The following is a 22,546-nucleotide window of genomic DNA, read 5'->3' on the forward strand; positions in this document are numbered from 1 at the left end:
GGTCTTAAACCGCGCTCTAATCTCCAAACCACCCGTTGAAAACTAATGCAGCTTAGTCATCCTCGCACTACCTCGATCGCCCAAAGTCGAGGTAGTTGCTTGGAGGCAGAGCTCAATTTGCAATGGCCGCTTCTGACACTGGCACCGCATCGCCATCATTCGGAGCGGCGGACTCCAACGGTCGTCCAGCTCGCCAGGCCTCCGGATCGACCCAGAACTGTACGAAGTGCTCGGCCTCGGCCTCTTCCCGGTCGTTGCCATCATAGGAAGCATATTCGCTCTCCGTGATAGGCCCCAGTGGCGCCCCATACTCGCGCTGATGCTTCCACATGTTTTCCGGCCACGGACCGAACTTGCCCTGCAACGCGCTGTAGTCGATGCCGAGGATGTCGCCTTCGGCCCAGCTGGGGTCGCTCATCGAGGACGTTTCCCGCAACAGCGCCAGCGGCAAAGTTTTCCGCAGTCCTTCTGTCTGACGTTCGACGTGCGAAGGGGCAGCCACGGGCTTCCGTTTGCGACGGAGGCTGTCAGGGGTGATGACATAGTGGCGCCCTTCATACCGCCGCTGGGCCTCGGGGTGGAACTCTTCACCTGTCAGCGCGGATGCAATGGCGCAGCCGAGGTGCAGCGCTACAACGGGCGGAAAAGCATTCGCGATCTGCCGATAGACGTCGTGCTTGCTACCCTGGAAGGGCCACCTCGGCGAAAAGCCCTGCAGCGCGGCAATCACCTTATTCGTCGGCATCAGTTCCCCGACATGGTCATGTGTCGGAGCGTAGTTGCCCCATCGGCTGACGACGAAACCGATATCGCTCCAAACCTGCCGCGACTTGGGCTGTCCGAAATCCGGGCTGGCCTTCTTCAGGCTCCCGCCGATGACCGTCGGCGCTGTGCGATCAAGCCGATCAAGAAGATCTTGCGGTAGCTCAAAGCCCCGGGCTGTCAGAACGGACGCAAGGCCCTCCGCCATCGTATAGGGCATCTCGGCGTAATTGCCGGCGGACACGGGCCACTTGAATCGAGCCATTGCCGCTTTTTCCTTGAAGGCCACAAGTATGGCGCGCTTGCGATCCTGGGGAACTCCAAAATTGGAGCAGTGAACGACCCGCCACTCCGCCTGGTACCCCATTCTTGAAAGCTTCTTCAGGATGTCCAGGCGGTAAAGGTCATGCGCCGGGCCCAACAGACCCGTGACGTTCTCCAACATCACGGCGCGCGGCTTCAAGCTCTTCACCAAGCGCAAGGCCTCCGGGAAGCAGTCGCGCTCGTCGTCTTTGCCCTTCCGCTTCCCGGCCTGTGAGAACGGCTGACAAGGCACCCCTCCGGCGAGCAGATCGACAGGGCCAACGTCGCCCGGTTCGTAGCCGACAAGATCGGCTTCGATGACGTGCTCCGGACCGAAGACCGCACGCAATGTCTCGCACGGTCCGGCTTCACGCTCGAGCATGCCCACATGGTTGAACCCGGCCTTCGCGAGGCCCGCAGCCTGACCGCCGCCGCCAGCACAAACCTCAAAGGCAGTCAGGCCGTGTTTGAACACAGACCCGATCAGCGAGTCCTGCAACCGCGAAAGAGGCTCGGCCTTGTTCGTCGCAGTCATGGTGTCGGGCTCCTGGGGCACCCGCTCGATCGGCAAGGCGGAATGCAAATGGTCAATCTGGTTTCGAACGAGTGAGGATGCAGCGTCGACGTCGGCCGGATCCGAAGAGACCTTCAGCTTGCCGACGGCGTTAGCCAACGCTCGGACCGTGTTGCGGTTGGCATCCTGGGGATCTGTTCCGGAAGCCATCGCCATGAGCTGCGTATGCAGGGACCGGGCTGCGTCGACAACGTCGAACGACGGATCCCGGTCGGTCGATGCGAGCGCAGCCGACAGATCCTCAAGCCTACGCGCAACCTCGGCTGCATGCTCGCGTGCAGCCTTCCGGAATGCCTTCATTCCGATGACGGCATCGGTCGCCTTTGGCTGTTCTCGGATCGCCAGTCTCATTTCGGCGACGCTGATCCGACGATCGGAAACGAGCCCGGCCACGACCCTTTCGATGACTGCGTCCGAAGCTGAGGCGAGGACGACCGCCGCCGACGGCGTCAACTTGGTCTCAACCAGAACCTCCCTATGGACGCCCAGGCGGGCTGCTACCTTGCGATACCCGAGGACGGTCCGAGGCTCGATCTGGCACTGGTGCTTCACCCATGCCCCAAATGAGCCCTTGAGCAGGGTAGCAGCTTCCTGAAACGCAAAACCCAGTTTGAACGTGTCCTCGAGACTGCTCTTTCCGATCGAATTGACGTCATCGCACAGTTCCCTGACCCGATCGGTGATCGCGCGCTGTTCGGCACGTTTGACGGCAAGCGCGTCGAGTTCGCGTTGCTCGGCGGCAAGCTCCGCCTCGGTTTTGATGACTTCCTGTTTTTTTCTGGCCATGTCTGTCTCGATCAAGAGTTGTCACGTCGAGATTGCGCAGCTCCGAGTTAAGCCGTGATCCGGAGAGCGCTTAAAATTTTAACGACTGTACAATCACAGCTAGCGGCGTCGACGAGGTCGACCGATCTACACAACTACAGGACACAAAATCTTAGCTTTCGGTTGCGTAGATCTCGGCGATCCTCAATTGGAAATAGTCGACATGAACATTCACACGACGCGGTCGATCGAGAGGGTTGTCTTTGCGCCCGGAGAGCCGGCGGCGTGGCTGCTGACCCGTCTGGCCCGTCAAAACGGCTTTGAGGATGTGGCGAAATTCGGAAGCGTCATCGGTGTTTCCGAAGCTGAGGTCCGCCGCGGCAATCGCATCGATCAGCTAAGCCACCTTGCTGGCTTGGATCCGGAACTCGTTCGCGAATGGTCGCCCGTCGGAACCACTGCAATGAAGGCGCGCCTGCGCGGCGAAGTCATCCGGATGCCGTGGGACTGGCGCAATCCCGCCATCGGAAAAAAGATCCGCTTCTGCCCGAACTGCGTGGCGGAGGACTTGCGCGGCGGGCCGGACGCCTCGGAGCGGGTGCCATACGTACGGGCATGGTGGTGCCTCAGGGACATCCACCACTGCCACGTCCACGGGAAGGTCTTGCTCGAGACTGCGGATACGACGTCTGGCACCATCACCACCGACCTATGGAACGAGTGTGCCAAGAGGGAGGCCGACATCGCCGATACGGCGTCCGTTGCCGCTGATCTCTACGTGCTCGGTCGCATTGGCGTGACGAAACGGATGCTGATGCCAGGCCTCGATGAGTTCGAACTGGGCGAGGCTTCGGCGGTCCTGTCGTGGCTTGGCGAACTCGCAACCGTCGGAAAGGAGGCGCTCGACTTCCGAAGCTTGCCATTCGGCGAAGCAATGAGGGTACGCTCTGCTGGCCTGGAGATCGCAAAGGATTGGCCGAAGAGAATTCAAGGCCGGCTCAACGAGCTCTTCGAATTGCCCCGAGGAGAGAAGGGCGGCCCGAAAGCTGTCTACGGTCGCTTCTACAACCGTCTATACGACTAGCGGTTCGGTCGGGACGGCCACGAGGCCCGGACAGCCCTAGCGCAGATCGTCGAGGAGCATGCTCTCGAACGCCTCCCGTTTGGAGTCGACACCACTTTGTTCGAAAAGCCGACGTTCTCGAGCAAGATGGTCACGCTGCAGCACGCAGCACTGATCTCGGGGTTCAAGAAAGCCGAGTTCATCAAGGTCGCCGCGGGAATGGGGATCGTCCTGGAGGAGGGCGACGTACTCCGGCGCCGCGGGGTCGATCGTGCGTTGGCGGACGATTTGGCGGACATCCGGCGCCGGTCGCTCACCGGTGAGGAGCTGGCCGAAGAAGCATGCCTGGACCTTGAGGACATCGTGCACCTCAAGTCTAGGGCTGTCATCGCTCCGTATCTGGCTGGCGCCACACCAGCCAACGATCTCTACCACGCAGATGCGCTGCAAACGCTGATGCAAAGGGAAGCGCAACAGGCCGCACACTCTTACGCCGTCACCTGACGTCAATGAGCAGAGTAGTTAGCGTTCGATCAATAAGCGGCGGGCGCATCCAAATCCATTTATTAGTAGGGGACTTCCTGGAGACAGCGCGGTCCGAACACCTTGTTTCTCTGAAGTCAGAGGGAGATGCCTACGACAATCGTAGCACCGCGCTGAGAGTTCGTTAGAACCCAAACCGAAATTCGGCGGCTGAGGATCGGCGAGTGATTTTTGGGGCTCGCGAGGAGGCGATTGCAGCCGATATCGCGGGGTATCGGCAAGATCGCCGACGAAGTGAGGTGCGAAAAGCGCCGACGAGCTAACCCGTCCGAGTTTCGGGTTGGGCTCTTAGGCCATCGTCTCAATGGCAGAGGCGCCAGAGTAGGAGGCTTCCCATTTCGTCGGGATGATTGCTTCCGAGACGTCAATGCATTTTTCGTCGTTGCGCACGAGGTTCCGCAACCGCACGTTTTAGCCGAAGGCTTTTCGACCAGGGGCCCGTTGGCCTCCCTGGTTTCCGACCTCGATGTTTGCGATGATTTGATGTCGTTCTGCAGGTGCCGCTCGCGTGAAGTTGGTTGAAACAGTCGGCCAAGATTAAATCAATGGGTAGCCGCTGGAGATATGGAAAGCGGTTGGTGAAAGCGGCAGGGCCCAGTCAGTTGATCGAGAAACACGTTTCTCACATTCCGAAAAGTCCGAATAATGGGATTTTCGGAATGTGACGGGCGGGCTAGTGTCGACCCACCCGTTCGTCGTCTGCTTCGGGACTCGCTTAGTTGAGGCTTTCCTCGGCCTATGCCTTTCACCGCAGGCCTCCCGCCGATCAACCCCGGCGGCTAGTGTCCCCTGTGAACGTCACGGATCTCTTTGACGACGTCGACCCAAGAGCCGCGCGCGCTGCGACTGAAGGCGGCCACCGATGTGGCCATCACGCAATGCCGCGGTTGACGTGCCGGGCATAAGGCAAAGCCTGCTAGGCTCGGATGCCTCAAGAAGGCCACAAGGACCTTCTCGGTATCTTCGGTCGCCCACTGCATTCTTAGCACCCGCATGGCCGTCGTGACCGCCGCCCTAACGCTACGCAAGTAGACCTGCGGCCGTCCGCGCTGCGTCGGGCGACGGCGGGCTATCAGGCGGATCCCATCTCGAGTACCGTCGCGCACTCCGCCTCCGACACAAAAAGCAGCGCTTCGGCGATAGCGAAAGACATGCGAGCGCCTTGAGGACGAACATCGGTGATGTGGCCGATGTCAGCCGCGTTCTCGGCGCGCGCCATGGCTGCCTGCGCGTCTTCCCAGATCGCGTCGTCGTTCAGGTGGTCGAAGCTTGCGTTGCCTATCGCCAAGCCCTCGCGCGCGCGCGTCACCGCGACGTTGTGGAACGCGACGGACGAGGCTTGGCAGATCGTCTGGGCGGCGCGCAGGCCCGCGAGCAAGTGCCGGGCCAGCTTCGCAGATGTCGAGGGCAATCGCCGCGAGGCGCGTGCGTGCTGTTTGCGGGCGGCAAACCACTTTAGCAAAACGTCGTCCTTCCGGAGCGGACGGGCCGCATTCGGTGGCGGGAGGACCATCCGCATGACAGTGGTCTTGTAGTGCATGTATCGCATGTCGCTCATCCCTTGATGACGAAAGAGAAGCGTGTCCGCCGGCGGAGCCGCGGTCGGATGGCCTAGTAGGCTAGCCGAGGTTTTTGTAGGGCACTCCACCGACGGCCGCGATGCGGAGCTTGCTGATGGTCTCGCCCGAGAAAAGGCCATTCCGCTCGCCGATTTCGCGGAGCGTGTGCCGCCCCATGCGCACGAGGAGGGCGTCCCGCTCGCGGCTGGCCTCCTTCTGCCGCGCGCGCATCGCGCCATCGAGGTAGCCCTCGCTGTCGACGGGCGTGAGGGCGATGAACGCCTGAAGCTCGGCGAGCCGGGCGACGTCGGTGGGATCCTCTGGGGCTTGGTCCATGGTCGCACCTTGGAGCCGTCGACCATGGGGCGTCAATCGCGTCCGGGGTGGTCCACCAGGCGACAGGCGATCGCATCTGCGTGATGCCATCGGACCTGGCGAGGTATTCGCGCCGACCATCACCGTCAACGCGATTAGCAAATAGTTGACAGGGATGCCAATCGCTCGCCCTGAAGTAGAGTTTCTGGATTTCGTAGGTGGCGAGAAGTCTTGTCAACAATTGAGTGCCTGTGGCGTCGTCGAAATGCAACACAACGTGAAGAGAGGCGACCGAAAAAACTTGCGGCGAGTAATGCGCCACCACATGATCATTGCAGGCGAATTGCAGGGGCGGGTCGCTGGGGGTCCGAGGGGGCCTAGGGAGAGCAGACATGAAGAGCAAGGCATTCAGGGCGAGCGAAAAGGCGGCAGCGGACGTGGGCATCACGAGCGTCCGCGAGGACGGGAACACCGTCGTCGTCGACTATAGCGGATCGAACGTGCGCATCTCGCTGAGCATGTACTCCGAGGGAGGCTGGAACGTGGTGGTCGACGGAACGAACGAGGGCACCAAGCGGGCACCGAGCGTCGCATTCAAGCACGCCGTCAAGTTGATCGATGCGGCCGATGCCCGCCGGCAGGCCGAGGCCGAGGAGACCGCCATCCGAGACCTCTACGCCGCTGCCCGCATGGGAGGAGCGCAGGTGTCGTTGGTGAAGCCGGACCGCGTCGTCGCCGACTGCGAGGGACACACCGTCGAGCTCCGACTTAAGGAAGGCTACTGGTCGGCACATGCCGGCGTCGATTTCGCGGTGGCTGTGGCCGACACCGCCGCCACGGCGATGAGGTTTGCTCTCGACTGGGTGCGGAGAAAGATGGCGGCGACCGACAGGGCCGCGCCTGTCGAGCGCGAAGTGACGCTCGACGACATGCCCAATCCCTTGGGCACGATTGAGTACCTGTTCGACGATGGGCTCCCGCTGCTGACCGACTTCGCCGAAGTGCGGAACGCCATCGAAGAGACGTTCCAGGCCGGCGACGCCGACCACACGACGAGCGCCGACGAGCTGCGCGCGATCTGCAACATCGACGCCGAGATTGAGGACCACGAAATCCTCAACGCGCTCGCCGAGGCCGTCCGGGACGAAGGCGCCCCAGTGGTTGTCTTCACGCTCGGATGCGACCGTGTCGAGCTCCAGATCGAGCAGGTCGAGTCCGAGCGTGAGGCGGTGGCCACCGCCGAGGAGGCCCTGACCGACATCGCCGGCAGCCAAGCTCGGCTGTCCCGCGTCGGCAGCCACGAAGAGGGGGATGGCATCTTGCGGGCCTACCGGGTGCCGAGCGGCGACTACGAAATCGAGGACTTCGAGACCGTCGAGCGCTTCGGCGTCGAGGTCGGTCGCTACCGGGTAGAGTACGCCGAGGCTGCCTGACACGCGCAGCGCGGGGCTTCGGCTCCGCACCCGTGCCGGCGGGTCCGGCGAGAACAGGAGATCGAGATATGACGAGCATCGAGACACAGATCAAAGAGATGACCCGGGAGCGCCGCCGCCGCATCCTCGACGGGCTAGAGCCGTTCGATTTCGGCCCCCAGACACCTTGGGTCGACACCCGCGTGGTGTCCCGGTTCCAGCCCATCGCATCGCTCCGCGAGGCCGTCGCGGCGATGCCCGCCGTCCTACACGACGAGGGCGACGTCGAGACCTGGGGAGCCGCGACCTACCTCGACATCGACCTTGAGCGCGGCACCGTCCGGCTAGGTAGCGGTCACGACGATGAAGCGGACCGCACCCGCAACAAGGCGGGCCTCACCTGCTGCTACGAAATCCACCCAGGCACGCCGGGGCACCGCTTCGTCGAGGTGCTCGACGTCGCGGAGCGCGAGATGCCGGCGATCGTCGCCGGGTTCGATTCCGACGACTACGGCATGTGCGGCGGCCTGACGACGGACGAGTCTTACGAGGCCCTACTGCGCGTCCGCGACGCCGTGCTCGCGTTGGGCTACGGAAAGGAAGCAGTATGACCCACGACCTCGCCCATGCGGTCGCTTCGGAACGCGCCGACCGCGCGCTCCGCTACAAGAGCCTGCGGCATCGCTTGAGGATGACCGTACCCGAGCTGGCGACGGCGACGGGCTACTCGGCCGGTCATGTGTCGCGCTGGTGCCACGCCGGCAGGACGGCGGTGCCCGTGCCGCAGCGCGCTATCACGGTGCTCGAGGGCGCCCTGCGCGCGCGGGCCCGGGAGGATCTCGCGTTCCTCGACGTCGGCGAGACCGAAGAGGGGCACACGGAGCATTGACGCAGGCCGAACGAACCAAGCCGCCGCCGGGTCAGGACCTCGCGGCGGCTTTCGCTTGCAGGCGATCCACGTGCTCTCGATGGGCTTGCTGGTGATCGACGTTGGCCTGCACCCACGCGGCATCCCAAATCGCGCGCAGCGCCGGATCCGCCGGGCGCGGCGACGCGTCGTCGTCCGACAGTTCGGCCGCGATCTCGTATGCCTGTCGGCCCGTGTCCTCGGCATGCTCGAGGTCGTCCTGCGACGGATCCGGCCAATCCGTGCCGGGAGCCGCCGACGGCATGGCCGGTAACGGCAGGATGGGTGGCGACGGCATGTGCCTCGGCACCCTTTCCCTGATCCAGCCGCGCTGCGCCTCGTCGAGACGGGCTCGGACGGCGGCCTCCGCCGCCGCAGCTTCACGGCGGTGCCGCTCCAGCGCGGCGGCCGGCAGATCCGGCACTGCGGCGAGGACCCACGGCGGGATCTCGTCTTCGTCTTTAGCGAGCCACCTTGAGATGATCGCGTGCGACAGCGTCTCGCCAGACCTGCGGCCACCCTTGCCGTCGACCCTGAATCCAACCAGGTCCTTGGCGATCTCCGTCCGCCAGTTCTTCCCGTACAGTGCCTCGCCGTGACGTCGCAGGTCTTCCGGCTCCATGCGTCCGCGCGGCCAGTTTGCGCGCAGCTCGGCGAGCGTCGCCGCGTCGAGGTGGATGTGCGCCTCGGCGGGCATCTCGTCCATCGACGGACCGGGAGGGACGGGTAGTCGGCGGGGCTTGCGCTTGGGAGTCTCGGCCATCGCGTGACTCCTCCACATTCCATGGGCATATGACAACCCACGTTTCGACAGAGGCCCAGTTAGGAAGTGAAGGGCGGCTAGTTACTTCAAGGCCCTGCCGTCCTCGCCAATGCAGTTGACCTAGCGCGGCGGGAACGAGAGTTTCCTATAGCCCGCGCCGGATGTCGAAGGGATCGACGAACTCTTCATCGAGTCCCTTTCGATCTTGGCCTCGGCGTGGGAGATCGTGCGGTTGGTCAGGCGCAGGCTTATGATGCCCCCTGCTGCTTGACCAGCATCCGGTCGATACGGAGGACGGCGTGGGCGAAGGCTACCCAGTTGGCCCGAGGTGCCGAAACCTCGCTGTGGTCTCCGAGCATGGCCTCTTCGGTGCCGCAGCCGCAGAACAAGCCGTCGATGGACGGCGGTAGGCCGACGATCTCAGCGGCGGCGTTGATGTCCAGCTTTCCCGCTGTCATGCCGCCACCTGCTTCGCCAAGTCCTGCGACCCAAACCCTCCGACCCAAGACATCCAGAGCGTCTCCCGGGAGTGCCGGGTCGTCGTGAACTCCCCATCCACCACCTCCTTGAGGACAACGTGCAGTTCGCCGGCCGGGATGGGCATCCGGGACATGTGGTCACGGTGCTCGCGGCGGCCGCGCACGACCTTCGACGACAGCACTCGGACGTCGCTGTCGTCGCCCCCGAAAATATCGACGGACAGCAGCTCGTCGGCCGTCAGCAGAGCTGTGCGGCGCCGTAGCTCGTCGAGGAGGCCAGGAACGTAGGCACCTGTCTCGGCTATCTCCACCGTCCGCGCGGCGTACGCCCTTGCGGAGTGGAAGCTGGGCAGGCCGTCGCAGTCCTGCTCGCCAACGATGGTGTCCTTGTCCCACGCGTAGCTGACGTTCTCGCCCTCGGCATGCCACTGCCAGATGCCGGGATTCACCTCGACGATGCGGACAGTGAAGACCTCGTCGACATACCGCCGAACGAAGTCGCCCGGCTGGCTTTCGGGAGCCGCGGGCAGTTCTCCAATGCTCATCGAGCTGCTCCCCAATCCAAGGCCTCGAGGACGTCCTCCGGCGTGCGGTCCGGCGACGCGAGCCGCACGCCCAGGTCCTCGCTATAGGCCACGCGCTGCGCCTCGGCGTCGACGAGCACGGGGTATGCCGGGAGGGCGGGTGCCGGGGCGGGCGGGATGCCGAAGAGGGCTTCCCACGCCGCGATGCCCTTGGCGAAGTCGGGGGCCATCAGGCTGCCTCCGCCGTCTGCATGCGGAAGACCGTATCGATGGTCTCCTGGATGCACTTCATCTGGTGCTCCGCCAGCTCGGCGCGGGCGTTGGCCGCAGCGGCCGCCGCGATGAGCTGCTCGTTCACCTTGACGAAGTACGCCAGCCGGGCCTCGGCGTCGTCCTTCCGTCCGGACGGCTCCTCGAAGGCCTGGAAGACCTCCCGGGAGTGCCCGCGCAGGCGAGCGATGTAGGAGTGGATCTACTCCACGCCCTCGTGCGTCGAGCGGATGCGGATCTCCTCACTGTCGCCGTTCAGGTGCTCGACGGGGATGAATCCCTGCCAAGCGAAGTCGGCGTTCAGGTGAGTGTCTGCGACGTCCCACGGCACGTTGCTCGTCGTCGGCGCCAGCACCGCGGCGAGCTGGCGGTCGGTCTTGTCGGTCATGGAAAGGGCCTCCTAGGTGATCCCTAGGAGGCCTGCCGGCCGTGCAAGATTCCATGCACCGTGTGATTGACCGGGCTGGTCACCGCATGGAGGCAGTAATGGCCGTGAACGCTAATCAGGCGTCGCCCCCTCGGACCAGTAGCGCTCCTCGGCGGCAGCCCGTCGTCGGCGTGCCTTGGCCTCGTCAGAGAGGGTGTAGTGGGCGAGGCGATCAAATGACTCGGAGCGGTCGAAACCTGCCTGCGTCAGGGACTTCAGGGCCGCCTTCAAGAGGGTGCCGTACACCGCCGCCGCCGGAGAGTCGGGAGCCTTATGGGCGGCGGCGGCCAGCTTGCGGACCGCGCCGGCCACGGCTTGAACGACGGCCCGCGTCTCCGGCGCGCCGCGCGGGGCCGCCGTGCCGTCCGACCGCGTCTTAGCCCGCTCCCGCAGGCGCGCACGGTAGCGGCGCTGCTCCTCGGCATGCCTCGTCCTCGTCGCCATCGTCGTCGCCCTTCCGCTCACCTCGTGAGCATGCAGGGCGACGACGCAAGCGACGATCAAGTCGTGGCGGCCAGCCGTTCCAGGGTCAGCACGAGCGGCCGCAACGTCGTGGCTTGGCACCGTGCGCGGGTCGTCGATGCAACGGCGGTGCGACCCGGAAAAGCCCGGTGCACGAGGCGCTGGATTGCATCGGCGCCGGGACCGCCAGCGGCCAAGATGATGATCGCGGCGTCGGACAGCACCGCGCGGATGGCCTCGTCGCTAGCCACGGGACGACCGTTCTCCGCCTCCTCCCGTGCCTTCTCCCTCGACCGCCTCTTGGCGTCCCGCATGTACGCCGCGCGGTCCTCTGGAGATCGTTCGCGCACGGCTTTGGGCTTCTTCGACCGGGACGCTGCGACGGCTCGGTAGAGCAAGGCCAAGGCTTCGGTCTTCGAGTCGGCTGATTTCGCGTTCGACATGTCAAATTCCAGTTCAGATCACCAGCATGATCCTTCGGCGGGCACGGAGCAAGGACTTTGTTTGACAGGTCAAACACAAATTAAAATTGCCCCAAACGGGTTTCGGGCGTAAGTTCGAGGCCCCCATGTCGGATGGTCGGCAGAAGGTCTTTCGGGATCCCCCGGGGCCAAGGGACACAGGTTTCGGCGCGGTAGCGGAGGCCCATCGCGGTAGCGTGGTCGACGGGACAGGCGGGATATCCATCAGCACGTCATCAGGGGACATCCGTGCGGAGCTGGCTCGGCGCGGGACGGAAAGGACGGGACGGGTATCTCCAGCCTCCGGCCAAGAAGCCGCGAAGCGGGCCGGCTGAAATCGAGGCCGCTCGCGCGAGTGGAGTCGGCGAACGGACGCGGGATCCACCTGGCGCTAGCCGCTGTCTCCGCTCGCGCGAGTTGGGATTCCAAACTGCGACGACCGACGGGCTATCTTTATGAGTCCGACGATGAGGCGTTGACAGGTATGGCCTGCCGACCTCGGCCCCTCGATCATCGTCAACAGTTTTACCGTCGCAGATTCCGCATCGACATCACGCATCCGCGACGCGCCCGTTCGCGCAAGCGGCGGACTCCAGACGCGCGAGCCGAAGGGCAACGAGTATTCTTATGTATCTGCAAGCGAACGGTGGACAGACTTTGACCCAAGCCCTTGCCTCGCAGGGACGCAGCCGACTTTATTTCACCGCAATTTCCGCAACGCTCTTGTGCGTCGCCTTTGACCGGGTGACCCTTTGTCAGGGAGGTCAACGAGATGCAGCCAGTGACGACCAAGAGAGGCAACAGCGAAGCGCCGTTCATCGACACGCGCGCGCGCACTCGCGTCGTCCGCCCTCGTGGCGATATCGGCCGGGCGCTCGCGGACGGAGCTCGGCTTCTCCGGCACGTCGGACCTGAGACACCGCGTCCGCTGGACCTGCTAACGGAGGTCAAAGGGGACGAGCGGCTGACCGCCCGCGACCAGGTGCTGTGGGAACTGCTTGTCGCCACCGCCTACCAGCGTGCCTACAACGCGAGGCGGACAGGCGCGCCCGTGGTCGTCGGCACCGAAATCTCGCTCCCGCTCCGGGACGTCGCCGCCTACCTCGGCTCCGCCGCGCGTAGAGCGGACGTGGCCGCCTCCCTCACTGCGCTGTCGGGAACCATGGTCACCGTCGCCGGCATCCGCGGGAGGCGCTTCGCGATGCCGATGCTCGCCGGCGGGAAGATTGCGGGCAGCGATGTCCGCTTCGCCCTGCCGACCGCGCTATGGACGCTGCTCGCGACCCAGCGGCGCTACGCGTACCTCGAACTCGACTCCCTTGCGCGCATGAGCAGCCGCCACGCTGTGCGCCTCTACAGGCACCTAGCGGCGCATGTAGCGGGCTACGGTCTCCGGTGGTCGCCGCAGTGCGCCGATTGGACGCTGGAGGTCCCGGCTCGCGAAATGGCGCTGGCGCTTGGCCTGCCGGAAGACGCGCCGGGAAGTCGGGTCGGTGAGGCGCTGGCTCGGTGCCTTCCGGACCTCCAGGCCGTGCGAGCGTTCTCGGTTACGCTCGGCGAACCTCGTCGGCGGGCGGCCCGAGGGGCACCCGTGGAGGCGTACCGACTGATCCTTCGCGCCAAGCAGCCGAACGCCTTCGCGGCTCCATCACTTCAGTTTGACGAGAAGCAGGCGCGCCTCGACGGCGTGCGGGACGCGCCTCGGTTTTGGGTCGCCCAGCATGTGTGGCGGAAAAGCGCGATGCTCGGTGGCACAATCTTCCCTCAGCTCCTCCTCGACGGGTGGCTGGTCGCGCTGGACGAGGCACTGTCGGGTGCTCTCGTAGGCGACGTAGGCGCCGGGCGGAGCTATCGCGGCGCTTCGCTCCTGCGGGCGATCGACGATATCGGCGCCTCCCGCGCCGCGTTCCTGTTCTGCACCGAGGAAGCTGTGGAGGCCGATTTGACGAGGCTCGGCTTCCCCGACGAGATCGCCCGAAAGACGCGGGCGAAGGCGGCACGCGCTGCACGCTGGACGGCGCATCGGGCCGGCCTGCCGCCGAAGCCGAAGGGTGCGAAGGCGGAGAAGGCAACTCCCGTGAAGCTTCGGCGAGTCACGGGCCTCGCGCGGCTGGCGGTTGAGGACGACGAGGGAGGGTTTGGCGTCGTGCTGCGCCTTGGTCCCGGTCGCTCCGGTTTCGAGGCGCGTCAGCATGCCCCGGAAATCTTTGCGAAGATCGGCTGGACGGGCGGGCGCCCTGTCGGGCTGTTCGCAGAGTATGTGTCCCGCGCCGAGCGCAAATGGGTGCGGGTCGCGCTCGGCAATCACGCCGCTTCCGAGGCTGACATCGAGCGTGTTCTCGGTCACTCAGGTGGGCTTTTAATTTCGTGGAGGCGCGATGACCCCAGCTTCGATGTCGCCAACGTCCGGGCGGCGGGCGAGGACATCATCGTCGAGGACGGCCAAGGGAGGCCTCAAGCCGACGACAGGGATCGCATCGAATGGCTGCCGGGTTCGGCCCCCTTGGCTTGGTTCTCGGCACCCGCCGGCAACCACCCTGACTGCGACGAGTTCGCGACCGACGAGCGCGACGAAGACGAGGACGACCTATCGATTTACGAGGGCGACTACGACGTGGGCGAGGACGAGGACGACCCGTTCTAAGCGATCGCATCCCGTTAACCCTGCCGGCGTCCCACACCCGGCAGCCCCCTCGACGCCGGGCCTCGTGCCGGCTACCTCTACGACCGAACCGGAGCCGAACCCATGGACACCTTCTCGATACGCAACTGACGCCCCCGTCAGCCCGCCGCCGCAATCACGCGGTGACGACCGTATCTTGAGGAGATCCGCATGCCGCCCCGTTCGATTCACGCACCCCGTGGAAAACTCGACGTCCGCGCCCTTGCTGCCGCAACCCGCGTGCACAACGCCGAGGATGCTGCGCCGGCCCCGGCCTCGCTCGACGGCCTTCCGCTCCTGCGCCTCTGGTCGCTGTCGTCCCTCGGCGGCGTGAGCATTCTCGGCGTCGCCGAGGACGGTAGCGTTCAGTCCGTTCAGGTCGATGCCTATGCCGGCGACGGCACATGGGCGCGCTTGCTGGACGGCGGGTACATCCGTCTGGAGCATCCATGGCTGCTGCCGATGTCGACGGGAGCGCACCGATGAGCGCCCGCAACCTCACGCCCGACGAGCTCGACTTCGTGCGTGATGGAATCCGGCTCTACGAGTCCTTGGCGGCAGACCTGCGGGCGCTGGAAGCCAGCGGGTGGCCATCGCCGGGTGACCTGCCGGATGCCCCGCTGCTCGACAACTGGAAGACCCAGTTGCGGCCAGTGAAGGTCCTCCGTGGTAATGTTGCCGGGCATCCTTCAATCGATGACGGCGACATGGAGACGTCGCCCATCGTAGCCCTGCCGGCGGGCCATCGGCAGGATGTCGTTCGAACGCAAAGCCGCTGGTACCGCCTCGGGAAAAAGGGAGACATCACGATGAGCCGCCACCCTCTTTCGGCCGACGAGCGCACTGAGATCGAACGCACATTGCGCGGTCACGAGTCCATCGCGGCCGACCTCCGGGACGTCCTCAAGCACGGCTGGCCGTCGCTCCCAGACGCGCCGCAGCTCGAAGGCTGGTGCCGGGCCTCGACCTCTCTGGACACAATCGAAGGCGAGGTCGGTGGCACCTGGGTCCACACCGCTCCGCTCGTTGCCGTCTCCGTTGAGGCCCGCGTCATGCGCACCGCAGGCGGCTGGTATCGCCTGGGCCCGAAGCTGGAGATCATCCCGACATGCGAGATTCGATGATGCTCTGGCAGATGACCGCAGACCAGCGCGACGACCTCCTCGATCAGGCCCGTCGGCATGAAGACCTTGCCGCCGCGCTGCGCGAGCTGGCGACCCTTCGCCGGCCGGCCGACCACCGCCTCGCGACGGCCCCGGTGCTTCACGGGTGGCGCTGGACTTCGGAAAGCGTGCCCTCTCTGCGTGGCACCTGGCGGCGCGACAGCGAGCGCGGTCGGGTCAGCGAGGACGTCGGCACCGTGATCGCGCACATGCCGGACATGTCGGCTGTCCTGACGATGCACGGCTGGTTCGCGATGGGCGTGCCGGACGACGCACGGGCACCGACGACGGGGGTGATCCAGTGATCCGCGTGGTGTCGCATCCCGATGCGCTGCGCGAGCGCGCCGACGAGCTGGAGACCATGGCCCGCCGGCTTCGCGCCGCCGCCGACGGCGACTGGCCGACACCCGTTGCGTCGGCGCTGCTCGAGGGCTGGTCCGTCACCACCCGTCCAGTCGACGTAGTGGTCGGCATCCGGGCGGCATCCGGCAAGCATCACATTTCGGCGCCCTTGCTCGTCCTCGACGAGGAACGAGGCGTCGCGATGTCGACTCACCAGACCTACCGCCTCGGCGCCCGCAAGGACCCAGCTTAATGCCCATACGACGCTCGAAGGCCCTCAGGGGCGACGCACAGCTCCACGGATAGCGCACCTCGGCCGTCGGCTGGGGTGGATACACCCCCCACGACAGGACGAGTCACATGAAAGCCGAGACTCCGCGCGACTGGCGCGACGACATGAACGATCGCTACGGCCGTCTGTTCGGCGGCCATCCCGCCTACGCCGACGTCGGCGAGGGCTGGGCCTCCGTCGTCCTCGACCTCTTGGCCGAAATCGATCGCCTTGTGCCGGCCGGGTACGAGTCCTTTCGAATCACCGACATCAAGTCCAGGTGGACGGGGTTGAGGTGCTACCACACGGGCGGTGAGGACGTGGAGGAAGCCGTCGACCGCGCCGACGAGCGCACCAGCCGGACGTGTGAAACCTGCGGGGCGCCCGGCACCGTCCACGGACGCGGCTGGTACGTCGTCGCCTGTGCCGCGCATGCGCCCCGGGACGGAGGTGCAGCATGAGGGTTTGGCTCCTTTCCGACCTCCACCTCGAGACACGGGGCATCTCGCTCTCGCTCCCGGAAGCCGACGTCTGCGTGGCCGCCGGGGACATCTGCGGCTCGATCGTGGATTCGATGATCTGGCTGTCGGAGCGCGTCGGACGCTGGATGCCTGTGGTCTACGTGCCCGGCAACCACGAGTTCTTCGCTGACGACCGCAGCGCCGCGCTGCGCCAAGCCCGCACGCTGGACGACCGCAGGTGGCTGGACGGCGTACACCTGCTGGACGACCGGCAGGTCGTCCTCGGTGGCATGCGCTTCGTCGGGGCGACGCTCTGGACGGACTACGCGCTGGACGCGACACCGGAACCGGGTCCGGCGCGCGACCGCGATCTCGCCTACGCGCAGCGCCGCGCGGCGGAGCTCGTGCCGGACCACCGCGAGATCGGCGGGTGGCATCCGTCGGATGCGGTCGCCGCTCACCGCGTGTCGCGCGCTTTCATCGAGACCACGCTGGCTGCGCCGTTCGACGGCCCGACGGTCGTCGTCACGCACCATGCGCCGTGCGCGCTCAGCCTTTCGCGAGAGTTCACCCGGACGGGCCTCGACGGCACCTACGCCTCGGATCTTTCGTCGACGATCGAGGCGGGCCGGCCGGAGCTCTGGATCCACGGACATGTCCACGGAGCGCGCGACTACCGGGTCGCCAGCACACGGGTCGTCGCCAACCCTCGCGGCTACGCGTCCGAGGACACGGGCTGGGATCCGGGCCTCGTCATCGACGTCGTGTCACGTCAGGAAGGAGACCGCACATGAGCGGGAGTGCACGCAAGCCGCGCGGCGTCGAGGCGGCGATCCTTGCGCTGGAGTGTCCGGAAGCCCGCGCCCGGCTGCTCGCGAAGCTGGAGAAGCTGCGCGAGACCACCAGCCGGGCAATCGAGATGGCACGTCAGCGTCGGCTCCAGCCACGCCGTCCTGACGGCTGGATCCCCATCGGTGAGGTGTCGCAGCGAGTTCGCGCGGCGATCGAAGAGGTGCGAGACAAGCCGGCGATGTCAGTCGAGCAGGCGATCGCGATGTTCGATGCGCTCGATACCACCAAGCACTGATTACGGCTCCTCGTCGCGGAGAGCGGCGGACTGCGCCGCCCCGTGCTCATCGAAGCCTTCCTCTCCGAGCACGGCGCCGAGACGGCTTACGTCAAGCGTGACGTGAGGCTTGTTCACATCGGACCCACGCGATGCCACCAGCGCGGCGATCCGTGCCGAAACGCGCTCCGCTTCCCGTCGCGACGGCTTGCGCTCCGGCTCCGCCGCGACCGTGGCGGCTCGGTGAAGCGGGTTCCTCATGGGCGCATCGTGCCGTCGCTTGATGTCGTCGTATTCTCCTAGGACGGCTTCCGCCCACGCCGACAGGCCAGCATACTTCAGAGCCATGCGCTGGCTCTTGTTGTAATGATCGCGGGTGACCGCGCTTTCCTTCGTTTCCGGCGCGTCTCCCGACGCAGATGCATGGTCCAAGATCGCCGACGCGGCGGAGCCGGGGAGCTGCGTGTTTGAGGACAGATGCGTCACCAGGGAATCGCGGAGTTCGTGCAGCGTGAAATGCGGCAAGCCAGCCGCCGTGAGCTGATCTTGCTCGACGCGCTTGCCCCCCAGCATACCGCGTAACCGCCCCAGCAGGTTGTTCAGGGCCGTGTCGTTGAGCGGGCGGTCCGCGCGCTCATCCTTGCCCTTGACCTTCGTCGTGCGCATGGGAAAGACCCACACGCTCTCTCGGCGATGGGGATCCGACAGCGCGCGGCCGATGGTCCGTTCGTAGATCTGCGGCGGAACAGCGAGCGAGAAGTGGCGTCCGGCCTTCATGTCGACGGGCAAGAAGCGCACGTCGACCCAGCCTTCGGTGGCGGTGAGATCCTCAATCCTCGCGACTTGGACTTGGTAGGCCGCGTGGGTCCGCTGCGCGGTCAACGCGACCCACCACAGCGCCGCCAATGTAACCTCCTCGGTCTCGCGCCGGATCTTCCTCCCAGGGGCGATCCGGTTCAGCTCTGCAACATGGAGGAGGGTGGCCACTTCGCGTGCCGTCAAGGGGCGCGGGGCTGGCTTTCCCCTCATAGCATCCAGCTCTGCCTCCGACGCGTATCGATGATGCTGTAGCTCCAACCACCACGGCCCGACGTCGTCGAGCTGCGCAGAGGAGTGGCGACCCTTGGCCCACTTGTAGGCGGCTTTCACATAGACGCAGAGCTTGTGCTGACGACCTTTGACACCGTTCCCATGGTCCCACCATTTGTCGCGGATGGTTTCGATGTCCGTCTTGCGGACGTCGCGGGCCAGTTTCTTGTCGAGAGCGGCGACGACCTCGGGATGACGGAGGACGAACGTGACCTCCGTGATGGTGTTCTGCTTGTCGGGCTTGATGGCCCCATTCGACTTGATGGTAGGCCGGGAGACGTGATCCGCGATGTACCGTTCGGCCAGGGCGGCAAAGGTCCAAGCTCCGCTTTCGCGTGCGGCAATCGACGCCCCAGTTGCGGCGGCGACAGCATGGCTCTGCCCTTTCGTCCGCGCGGCGATGTAGCTGTCGACTTCCTCCCCAGCCTTCATCATCTCGCGGACATGGTCCGCCAGCTCAGTCACGCCGGCGAGCGTGTAGAGGAGGCCGGGCTTCTGGCTGAGTACTCTTGTTTCGCGCTGGATGTCTCCCAACCGCTTAAACGAGCCGTTGAATTTGACGAACCATCCGCATGATTTTCCCGACACACGGATCGAGATGCCGACGGCCCCCACCTGTGTAAACACGAGGGCATTGCTCGACGGATGCCGACCGTCGGCCTCGGCTAGGGCCTGCTTGTAGACGTCGGAGTTGAATCGGACCTTCAGGGTCGGCATGCGCGGCCTCGGAGTGGATATGCCATATCCATTCCATATCCACCGCCCCTGTGAGATTCTAGCCGGCGATGCCGCTTTACCCACTACGAGGCTCCTAGCGATCACCTAGAGCACGACAGCAAAAAGCCCGGAAAACCGGGCTTTTGCAGGAACTTAGGAGGTTTTGAATGGCTGGGGAACCTGGATTCGAACCAAGACTAGCGGAGTCAGAGTCCGCTGTTCTACCCTTAAACTATTCCCCAGCAGGAGAGCGGCGCGGGAAGGGCGCCGGTCGGGAGGGCTTATAGCGCTACATCGGGGCGATGGGAACCCACCCTGTGGCGTTTTTAGGGGGAGAATGTGCGGGGCAGTGTTCAGGCGGCGCATTTGTCGGTTTTGGTGACGGTGGAGCGGTCTGTCGGGGACGGCGGCCGGGCGGCGAGTTCGACGGCGCTGGCTGCCTTCCTGTGGGGCGGCGGCGGGGCTCCCTTGTGCTTGCCCACCGGCTTGATACACTCGCCTTAACCAAGGAACCAAGGCGCACGGGCCAGCCTCCACGGCCGCTCTGTGCCGGAGAGAAATAGTGAGCATCGATGAACGTACCGGGAGACTGCAGCCGCCGTCGACAGTAATGCGGGAAGAGAGCGGGCGCGGGCCTGATGGCATGGCGACGCCCGGCCGTGCCAAGGCTACTGGCCCGATTCTGCGACCCGACAACGACGCGGCGCGGCCGGAGGGGCCGCGCGCAGATTTTCAGCCCGCTGGCGTTTCCAGTCCGGCGGGCCCGCGGCCGAATCAGGCGAGATCGGCGCTGCCTTTGGCGGACGGCCCTCATTCAGGCGTTTCGGGCCAGCCATATGCCGAGATAGGTTTGTCGGGTAACGGCATCTCAAAAGCCAGCGCCCCGAGGGGCGGTCGCGACGCGTCCGCGGCTTCGCCCCGCTCTGCGGCCGGCAAAGGCCCCGCCCGCGAGGAGGGGGATGCGCCCGGCGCTGATGATCCCGGTGCCAAGGCGAGCCTCACCAAGCGTCAGAAGCGGCGCCGGCGGCGCGGCAGCGGCGGCACGGGGGCGCCTCAGGGTGAGACGCCGGCTCCCGCGCCGGCCGCCAGCGAAGTGCGCGAGGCAAAACCCGGCCGGCGTCGCCGCCGGCGCGGGGCGGCGCGTCAGGGCGGCGAGCCGGGCGGGCAGGCGGGTGCCGTGCCGGCGACCGTGCCGCAGCCGGCGCGGCTGTCGCCGACCTCCGGCGCGGCGGTGCGCGCTCCGTCCCAGCCGCAGCGCACGCCGCAGCCGGTGACGGACGACCGGCCGCCGGTCTATGCCGCGCTGGATCTTGGCACCAATAATTGCCGGCTGCTCGTCGCCGTGCCCTCGCGGCCGGGGCAGTTCCGGGTGATCGACGCCTTCTCGCGCATCGTCCGGCTGGGCGAGGGGCTCGGCCGCACCGGCCGGCTCGCCGCGCCCGCCATGGACCGCGCGGTCGCGGCGCTGACGATCTGCAGCCAGAAGCTTGCCGCCCGGCAAGTCGCCGGCGCCCGGCTGATCGCGACCGAGGCCTGCCGCGCGGCGGCGAACGGCGAGGAGTTCATCGAGCGGGTGAAGCGCGAGACCGGGCTCGACCTCGAGATCGTCAGCCGCGAGAGCGAGGCGCGCCTCGCCGTCTCCGGCTGCGGCTCGCTCGTCGACCGCGCCGCCAAGGGCGCGGTGCTGTTCGACATCGGCGGCGGCTCGTCGGAGATCGCGCTCCTCGATCTCCGGCAAGGCTATTCGCGTCGGCTGTCGAACCACATCGTCGCCTGGACGTCGCTGCCCGTCGGCGTCGTCTCGCTCGCCGAGCACTATGGCGGCCGCGATGTGACGCCAGCGCTGTTCGAGACAATGATCGGCTCCGTCGTCGAGCGCATCGAGAGTTTCGAAGGCCGCGACAAGCTCGCCGACCTCGTCGGCACCGGGGATTTCCACCTTCTCGGCACCTCCGGCACGGTGACGACGCTCGCCGGCGTCCACCTCAATCTCGAGCGCTACGACCGCCGGCAGGTTGACGGACTGTGGCTGACCAACGATGAAGTGAGCGAACTGGTGGCGCGGATCGCCGGCTGGAGCTTCGAGGAGCGCGTCGCCAATCCTTGCATCGGCAGCGATCGGGCGGACCTGGTGCTGGCCGGCTGCGCCATTCTCGAGGCGATCCGCAGGGTCTGGCCGGCGCCGCGGCTGCGCGTTGCCGATCGCGGCCTGCGCGAGGGCCTGCTCACGGAAATGATGGTCGCCGACGGTGTCTGGCGCAAGGGTGCCCCGGTGCGCCAGAAGGTATTGGCATGAACACGATTTTCCCGCGGGGCCGGGCATGAGCGGCGCCGGCGGCGGCCGCGGCGACGACCGCGGGCTGACCGTCCGGGTCAAGAAGGGCAAGCTGAAGGCGTCCTCGCGCGCCTGGCTCGAGCGCCATCTGAACGACCCCTATGTCCGCCGCTCCAAGGCCGACGGCTACCGCTCGCGCGCGGCCTACAAGCTGACCGAGATCGACGATCGCTACAAGCTCCTGACCAAGGGCATGCGCGTCGTCGACTTGGGCGCGGCGCCCGGCGGCTGGACGCAGATCGCCGTCGAGCGCTGCGCCTCGGCGACGGCGGAGTCGCGCGTTGCGGCCATCGACTACCTGCCGGTCGATCCGATCGCCGGCGCGACGATCCTCGAACTCGATTTCCTCGACGAAACCGCGCCGCAGAAGCTGCTCGATGCGCTCGACGGCCCGCCCGACATCGTCCTCTCCGACATGGCCGCGCCGACCACCGGCCACCGCCGGACCGACCATCTGAAGACCATGTATCTCTGCGAGGTCGCCGCCGACTTCGCGGTCAAGGTGCTGAAGCCCGGCGGGCATTTCCTCACCAAGACCTTCCAGGGCGGCACCGAGGGCGACCTCCTCACCATGCTGAAGCAGAACTTTACCAGCGTGCACCATGTGAAGCCGCCGGCGAGCCGCGAGGACTCGGTCGAGCTCTACCTCCTGGCCAAGGGTTTCAAGGGCCGCAAGCCCGTCGCTGTGGACGAAGACGAGGACGTCTCGCCGCTCGGCTGACCCGTCCCGGCATGCCGATCTCCGCCCTCAAGGGGGAGATGGCCGGAAGACCAGAGCGGGGCGCCGCAGGGCGCGGCGTCTCCTCGCGATCAGCAAAAGACAGGCTAAAAGGTCTGCGGCAGTTCGCCCC

General features: G+C 66.0%; 27 protein-coding genes and 1 tRNA gene. 15 read left to right on the top strand and 13 right to left on the bottom strand.

What is annotated here, in order from left to right; translation table 11 throughout:
• Nucleotides 1–112 precede the first annotated feature (112 nt).
• Entirely contained in the window at nucleotides 113–2,425 is a 2,313-nt protein-coding gene (locus ACZLZQ_RS19575) for a DNA cytosine methyltransferase (RefSeq protein ID WP_472950795.1), read from the bottom strand.
• A 202-nt stretch (nucleotides 2,426–2,627) separates the two neighbouring features.
• Between ACZLZQ_RS19575 and ACZLZQ_RS19580 the strand changes: the two genes are divergently transcribed.
• Together ACZLZQ_RS19580 and ACZLZQ_RS19585 are read left to right on the top strand one after the other, a co-directional pair.
• On the top strand, nucleotides 2,628–3,488 hold the full coding sequence (locus ACZLZQ_RS19580; protein ID WP_472950796.1) for a TniQ family protein: 861 nt from the start codon (nucleotides 2,628–2,630) through the stop codon (nucleotides 3,486–3,488).
• Nucleotides 3,489–3,584: 96 nt separating this feature from the next.
• Complete coding sequence (locus tag ACZLZQ_RS19585) at nucleotides 3,585–3,971, top strand: hypothetical protein (RefSeq protein ID WP_472950797.1); 387 nt, start codon at nucleotides 3,585–3,587, stop codon at nucleotides 3,969–3,971.
• A 1,111-nt stretch (nucleotides 3,972–5,082) separates the two neighbouring features.
• Here the strand turns inward: ACZLZQ_RS19585 and ACZLZQ_RS19590 are convergent.
• Entirely contained in the window at nucleotides 5,083–5,550 is a 468-nt protein-coding gene (locus ACZLZQ_RS19590) for a hypothetical protein (RefSeq protein ID WP_472950798.1), read from the bottom strand.
• A gap of 79 nt (nucleotides 5,551–5,629) precedes the next feature.
• The gene (locus ACZLZQ_RS19595) at nucleotides 5,630–5,905 is read right to left on the bottom strand and encodes a hypothetical protein (RefSeq protein WP_472950799.1); all 276 of its coding nucleotides are present in this window, start codon (nucleotides 5,903–5,905) and stop codon (nucleotides 5,630–5,632) included.
• Nucleotides 5,906–6,276: 371 nt separating this feature from the next.
• Here ACZLZQ_RS19595 and ACZLZQ_RS19600 point away from each other — a divergent pair, with 371 nt between their 5' ends.
• The 3 genes from ACZLZQ_RS19600 to ACZLZQ_RS19610 all read left to right on the top strand — a co-directional run bounded on the left by ACZLZQ_RS19600 (nucleotide 6,277) and on the right by ACZLZQ_RS19610 (nucleotide 8,185).
• On the top strand, nucleotides 6,277–7,317 hold the full coding sequence (locus ACZLZQ_RS19600; RefSeq protein WP_472950800.1) for a hypothetical protein: 1,041 nt from the start codon (nucleotides 6,277–6,279) through the stop codon (nucleotides 7,315–7,317).
• A 68-nt stretch (nucleotides 7,318–7,385) separates the two neighbouring features.
• Nucleotides 7,386–7,907: a hypothetical protein gene (locus ACZLZQ_RS19605; RefSeq protein ID WP_472950801.1), complete on the top strand. Its 522-nt coding sequence runs from the start codon at nucleotides 7,386–7,388 to the stop codon at nucleotides 7,905–7,907.
• On the top strand, nucleotides 7,904–8,185 hold the full coding sequence (locus ACZLZQ_RS19610; RefSeq protein WP_472950802.1) for a hypothetical protein: 282 nt from the start codon (nucleotides 7,904–7,906) through the stop codon (nucleotides 8,183–8,185). Before ACZLZQ_RS19605 ends, ACZLZQ_RS19610 begins: the two co-directional genes overlap by 4 nt.
• 31 nt (nucleotides 8,186–8,216) lie before the next feature.
• Here ACZLZQ_RS19610 and ACZLZQ_RS19615 read toward each other — a convergent pair whose 3' ends face one another.
• The 8 genes from ACZLZQ_RS19615 to ACZLZQ_RS19650 all read right to left on the bottom strand — a co-directional run bounded on the left by ACZLZQ_RS19615 (nucleotide 8,217) and on the right by ACZLZQ_RS19650 (nucleotide 11,571).
• Nucleotides 8,217–8,966, bottom strand: coding sequence for a hypothetical protein (locus tag ACZLZQ_RS19615; RefSeq protein ID WP_472950803.1), 750 nt, complete (start codon nucleotides 8,964–8,966; stop codon nucleotides 8,217–8,219).
• A 248-nt stretch (nucleotides 8,967–9,214) separates the two neighbouring features.
• Nucleotides 9,215–9,424, bottom strand: coding sequence for a hypothetical protein (locus ACZLZQ_RS19620; RefSeq protein ID WP_472950804.1), 210 nt, complete (start codon nucleotides 9,422–9,424; stop codon nucleotides 9,215–9,217).
• Complete coding sequence (locus ACZLZQ_RS19625) at nucleotides 9,421–9,990, bottom strand: hypothetical protein (RefSeq protein WP_472950805.1); 570 nt, start codon at nucleotides 9,988–9,990, stop codon at nucleotides 9,421–9,423. Before ACZLZQ_RS19625 ends, ACZLZQ_RS19620 begins: the two co-directional genes overlap by 4 nt.
• Entirely contained in the window at nucleotides 9,987–10,199 is a 213-nt protein-coding gene (locus tag ACZLZQ_RS19630) for a hypothetical protein (RefSeq protein WP_472950806.1), read from the bottom strand. The genes ACZLZQ_RS19625 and ACZLZQ_RS19630 overlap by 4 nt, the downstream gene beginning before the upstream one ends.
• Entirely contained in the window at nucleotides 10,199–10,327 is a 129-nt protein-coding gene (locus tag ACZLZQ_RS19635) for a hypothetical protein (protein WP_472950807.1), read from the bottom strand. Before ACZLZQ_RS19635 ends, ACZLZQ_RS19630 begins: the two co-directional genes overlap by 1 nt.
• A gap of 114 nt (nucleotides 10,328–10,441) precedes the next feature.
• Entirely contained in the window at nucleotides 10,442–10,627 is a 186-nt protein-coding gene (locus ACZLZQ_RS19640) for a hypothetical protein (protein WP_472950808.1), read from the bottom strand.
• Nucleotides 10,628–10,738: 111 nt separating this feature from the next.
• Nucleotides 10,739–11,131 carry a hypothetical protein gene (locus ACZLZQ_RS19645; protein ID WP_472950809.1) on the bottom strand — a complete coding sequence of 131 codons (393 nt, stop codon included), beginning with the start codon at nucleotides 11,129–11,131 and terminating at the stop codon, nucleotides 10,739–10,741.
• A gap of 35 nt (nucleotides 11,132–11,166) precedes the next feature.
• Nucleotides 11,167–11,571, bottom strand: coding sequence for a hypothetical protein (locus tag ACZLZQ_RS19650; RefSeq protein WP_472950810.1), 405 nt, complete (start codon nucleotides 11,569–11,571; stop codon nucleotides 11,167–11,169).
• A 790-nt stretch (nucleotides 11,572–12,361) separates the two neighbouring features.
• Between ACZLZQ_RS19650 and ACZLZQ_RS19655 the strand changes: the two genes are divergently transcribed.
• From ACZLZQ_RS19655 to ACZLZQ_RS19690, 8 genes are all read left to right on the top strand, one after another.
• Nucleotides 12,362–14,233: a hypothetical protein gene (locus ACZLZQ_RS19655; protein ID WP_472950811.1), complete on the top strand. Its 1,872-nt coding sequence runs from the start codon at nucleotides 12,362–12,364 to the stop codon at nucleotides 14,231–14,233.
• Nucleotides 14,234–14,422: 189 nt separating this feature from the next.
• Nucleotides 14,423–14,737: a hypothetical protein gene (locus tag ACZLZQ_RS19660; protein ID WP_472950812.1), complete on the top strand. Its 315-nt coding sequence runs from the start codon at nucleotides 14,423–14,425 to the stop codon at nucleotides 14,735–14,737.
• On the top strand, nucleotides 14,701–15,375 hold the full coding sequence (locus ACZLZQ_RS19665) for a DUF6634 family protein (protein WP_472950813.1): 675 nt from the start codon (nucleotides 14,701–14,703) through the stop codon (nucleotides 15,373–15,375). The genes ACZLZQ_RS19660 and ACZLZQ_RS19665 overlap by 37 nt, the downstream gene beginning before the upstream one ends.
• Nucleotides 15,360–15,719, top strand: coding sequence for a hypothetical protein (locus ACZLZQ_RS19670; protein WP_472950814.1), 360 nt, complete (start codon nucleotides 15,360–15,362; stop codon nucleotides 15,717–15,719). Before ACZLZQ_RS19665 ends, ACZLZQ_RS19670 begins: the two co-directional genes overlap by 16 nt.
• The gene (locus tag ACZLZQ_RS19675) at nucleotides 15,716–16,009 is read left to right on the top strand and encodes a hypothetical protein (protein WP_472950815.1); all 294 of its coding nucleotides are present in this window, start codon (nucleotides 15,716–15,718) and stop codon (nucleotides 16,007–16,009) included. The genes ACZLZQ_RS19670 and ACZLZQ_RS19675 overlap by 4 nt, the downstream gene beginning before the upstream one ends.
• Before the next feature lie 107 nt (nucleotides 16,010–16,116).
• Complete coding sequence (locus tag ACZLZQ_RS19680) at nucleotides 16,117–16,488, top strand: hypothetical protein (RefSeq protein ID WP_472950816.1); 372 nt, start codon at nucleotides 16,117–16,119, stop codon at nucleotides 16,486–16,488.
• The gene (locus ACZLZQ_RS19685; RefSeq protein ID WP_472950817.1) at nucleotides 16,485–17,282 is read left to right on the top strand and encodes a metallophosphoesterase; all 798 of its coding nucleotides are present in this window, start codon (nucleotides 16,485–16,487) and stop codon (nucleotides 17,280–17,282) included. Before ACZLZQ_RS19680 ends, ACZLZQ_RS19685 begins: the two co-directional genes overlap by 4 nt.
• A complete protein-coding gene (locus ACZLZQ_RS19690) occupies nucleotides 17,279–17,575 on the top strand; it encodes a hypothetical protein (protein ID WP_472950818.1) in 297 nt (98 codons plus the stop codon). The genes ACZLZQ_RS19685 and ACZLZQ_RS19690 overlap by 4 nt, the downstream gene beginning before the upstream one ends.
• On the opposite strand, the gene ACZLZQ_RS19695 is transcribed toward ACZLZQ_RS19690, so the two are convergent.
• Both ACZLZQ_RS19695 and ACZLZQ_RS19700 read right to left on the bottom strand, forming a co-directional pair.
• Nucleotides 17,576–19,360 (bottom strand): hypothetical protein, encoded by a 1,785-nt coding sequence (locus tag ACZLZQ_RS19695; RefSeq protein WP_472950819.1) that lies wholly within the window; start codon nucleotides 19,358–19,360, stop codon nucleotides 17,576–17,578.
• Nucleotides 19,361–19,528: 168 nt separating this feature from the next.
• A tRNA-Gln gene (locus ACZLZQ_RS19700) sits at nucleotides 19,529–19,602 on the bottom strand.
• A gap of 608 nt (nucleotides 19,603–20,210) precedes the next feature.
• On the opposite strand from ACZLZQ_RS19700, the gene ACZLZQ_RS19705 reads away from it, so the two are divergent.
• Nucleotides 20,211–21,656, top strand: coding sequence for a Ppx/GppA phosphatase family protein (locus tag ACZLZQ_RS19705; protein WP_472950820.1), 1,446 nt, complete (start codon nucleotides 20,211–20,213; stop codon nucleotides 21,654–21,656).
• A 25-nt stretch (nucleotides 21,657–21,681) separates the two neighbouring features.
• Nucleotides 21,682–22,416 (top strand): RlmE family RNA methyltransferase, encoded by a 735-nt coding sequence (locus tag ACZLZQ_RS19710; RefSeq protein ID WP_472934546.1) that lies wholly within the window; start codon nucleotides 21,682–21,684, stop codon nucleotides 22,414–22,416.
• The last annotated feature ends 130 nt before the right edge of the window (nucleotides 22,417–22,546 follow it).

The sequence above is a fragment of the Mesocryomonas lacus genome (genome assembly GCF_055730105.2).